This window comes from Aquimarina spongiae, assembly GCF_900141785.1.
Lineage (GTDB): Bacteria > Bacteroidota > Bacteroidia > Flavobacteriales > Flavobacteriaceae > Aquimarina > Aquimarina spongiae.
The window spans coordinates 1-2731 of the sequence record NZ_FQYP01000023.1 but is presented as its reverse complement, the minus strand read 5'-3'; the positions used below and the strand labels follow the sequence as shown (position 1 = coordinate 2731).

Here is a 2731-nt window from a genome sequence, read left to right as displayed (position 1 = left end):
GGAAGTACCAAAAAATGTGTATTTCATCGAAAATAGGATGTTTTTCCTTGAAATTTTAACATTTTTTATTCAAAAAAAGTAGTCTTTGTACTACATTTGTTAACAATAATGTGGATTTCCTCAACAATTTTTGGTTAAAAATAGACCAGATTCTGCCCTTTTTTAACATAAAAAAATCTTAAAAATTTCAAAAAACGTCAAATGCAAATGCTTGGCTAAAAAATAGTTTGGGGTATTGGTCTGGTATATATGCTTCATAATTTCTAAGTTTTTGATTTCTATATTAGAAAAAACGGTTAATTGCTTTTATCACTTGATCAGCACGTTGTAGTTTCAATTCTTTTACATACTCGTATGTTCGATCTAATAAGCGTTGTGCCAGGTTGTTATTTTTGAACTTTTTTCGGATCTTATATAAGTCTGCCGCTACCTGCAGATCATTTGGTGTAAAGGGAACACCTGTATATTGTTGCAAGATTTGTAGATACATAAACCCAAATTCTTCGGTAGGTTCTATCATGGTTCCCTCACCAAAATCATTCCAGGTGATAATTTGAATAAAATCAGATTGCTCATGATGGGTATAATTAAGCGTTTCTACAAAAGTATTGCCTTGATCAGTGTCAATGCTCCATTCATTAATTCCATCAGACCATCCACCATCTTTATAGAAACTTTTGAATCCGGGGTATGAAGATCCTACGGTAATCTTATTCATCGTGGGGTAGGTATCGTAATAATACTCATGCGCCAATAGATGATCTTTATCTACCCATAAAAATTCGCCGGCAGAGTTGGCACCAACACGGTTGCTAGCGGCCCATAAGGTTAAATAGTCGGGATGATTTTCTTCGGGGAGTACTTCGAATACTTCATTCCATTCATTTTCGGTATTGATATGATGCGGTCCAAAAACGAACAACAATTTTTTTCCGTTGTATTCCATATATTCTGGACTAGAAAAATAGGTGTCATTGATGTATGAAAAATCTTCTTGTGCAGCGGCAACCGTACTAGTGGATAGACCGGCTTGTGCAGCTTGCATGGCTACTCGATCTTCGTACATTATAGAGAACTTAAGTCCCAGATCTTCCAGGGTTTCTATAAAAGTTTCTGTGGATTGTTTAATTAATCCATAATCGTGAAGATCTTTGCTGCCATACCAATCAAAGATAACTCCATCAACTCCTGATAATTTCATGGTAAGGAAATGATATTCATGCAGATCTGGATCGTTTGAAGAGTATGGACCAATCATTGGATTGTAATAGGAAGCAATTTGCGCATTGCCATTCTCATCTAGCTGATCAGGGTTTTGGTTAGTCATCGTCCAGTGTTGCCCCCAGTATCCATCATAATCTTTACTTTGAAACCAGGGTAGGTAATGCACATAGATTTTTTTTGGATTTTCTTTTACAATATCCATATGCGAGATATCTACAATCCCGGCTTTTTCGTCATTTTCTAAAAATTCTAATTCCTCATCCAGAACTTTTAATAGTTCTTCGTCCGTATAGGTGGTGTCTTGAACAGGTTTGGCTATGGTCACCTCTTGTATTTGAGGTTGATTATATGTGGTAATGTCGTCTTTCTCACAAGAAGCAAGAATGGTTAGTAGGATAATACCAGGGTAGATCCATACATTGGAGTAGTGTTGTTTCATATCTCATAAAATTGGTTAAACGTCAAAAATTTTAAGCCAGAATTCAAAATGTGATTGTGGTGAAGCTGATGTATTTCGTGTTATACTGAAATATATGCTTTTGACGATATGAAACAAATCATGAGGTATGCGATACGTTAGTTGTTTTAAAACTATACAGAATATTGGGGTGTATAATTTTAATTCAAGTCATAATTTTTCTGGGGTAAATGACAATGTACGCCATTCATCTTGCCATTTGTAAATAGTGGCAGTTATATCTTTATAGTAATGGGGGGAGTCGATAACTTATAGTGTCATTCGTAAAGATGCTAAGAACGATATAGAAAATTATTTTGATACATTTTCAAGAGAGTAATAAGGATAATACACCGACTTAACTCCAGATTGATCATTCCATTGGCATTTTACATAGTCTTTGTTAAACCCAATGATTTCCATTTTAGGACCACCAGTTTTAAGGGTTACTATATTGCCTTCGGATATGTTTAAATACGGTAAATCTTCAGTTTCGTAGCAGGCAGAATTTTTTTCATCTTTAATTCTGATATATCGATAGTTACTGTCGTAAGAGATAAAGTATTCTACACGATACAAAAGCTCGTCTGATTTGTTAAAAAATTCATCCTCGACTAATTTCCCGTATTTTAGTTTTCCGCGGATATGATATGTTTTTTTTGAATTGTTTTGGATATTGTTCCGTCTTAAAATTCCAATTTCTCCTTTTAATTTAATCTCTTGATATACATTAAATAAATTGTCCATAATTCTTGTTTTTCCCTTCTTCCCTAAGATCAAAAATTATCGAATACTGATGTTATGGGAAACCGTAGTCTCGGTAAATATTTTTTTTAATAGTGTAAGTAGTTGTTTTTTTCATAAGGTATCTTTTACATGTATGTAGTACTGTTTTAATGCTTTATATAAGGTTTTGATAGTAGTTTTTTACCATATAGTGGTTAGTTTAAATTTTAAGTTTTCTGTTATTTTTTTACTAGTTGTACTGATTTTAAGGTAGCTTATCCATATTGCTAACAGGTTGATAGGGATCAGGAATGAATCTTTAAG

At 33.6% G+C, this 2731-nt stretch carries 2 protein-coding genes; both read right to left on the bottom strand.

The features are described 5' to 3' along the window. Positions 1 to 283: 283 nt before the first annotated feature. Positions 284 to 1663, bottom strand: a complete 1380-nt coding sequence (locus tag BUE24_RS23505; protein WP_073322212.1) for a glycoside hydrolase family 99 protein — start codon at positions 1661 to 1663, stop codon at positions 284 to 286. Between the two features lie 330 nt (positions 1664 to 1993). Continuing rightward, positions 1994 to 2428 carry a DUF2158 domain-containing protein gene (locus tag BUE24_RS23500; protein WP_073322209.1) on the bottom strand — a complete coding sequence of 145 codons (435 nt, stop codon included), beginning with the start codon at positions 2426 to 2428 and terminating at the stop codon, positions 1994 to 1996. Positions 2429 to 2731: the final 303 nt, after the last annotated feature.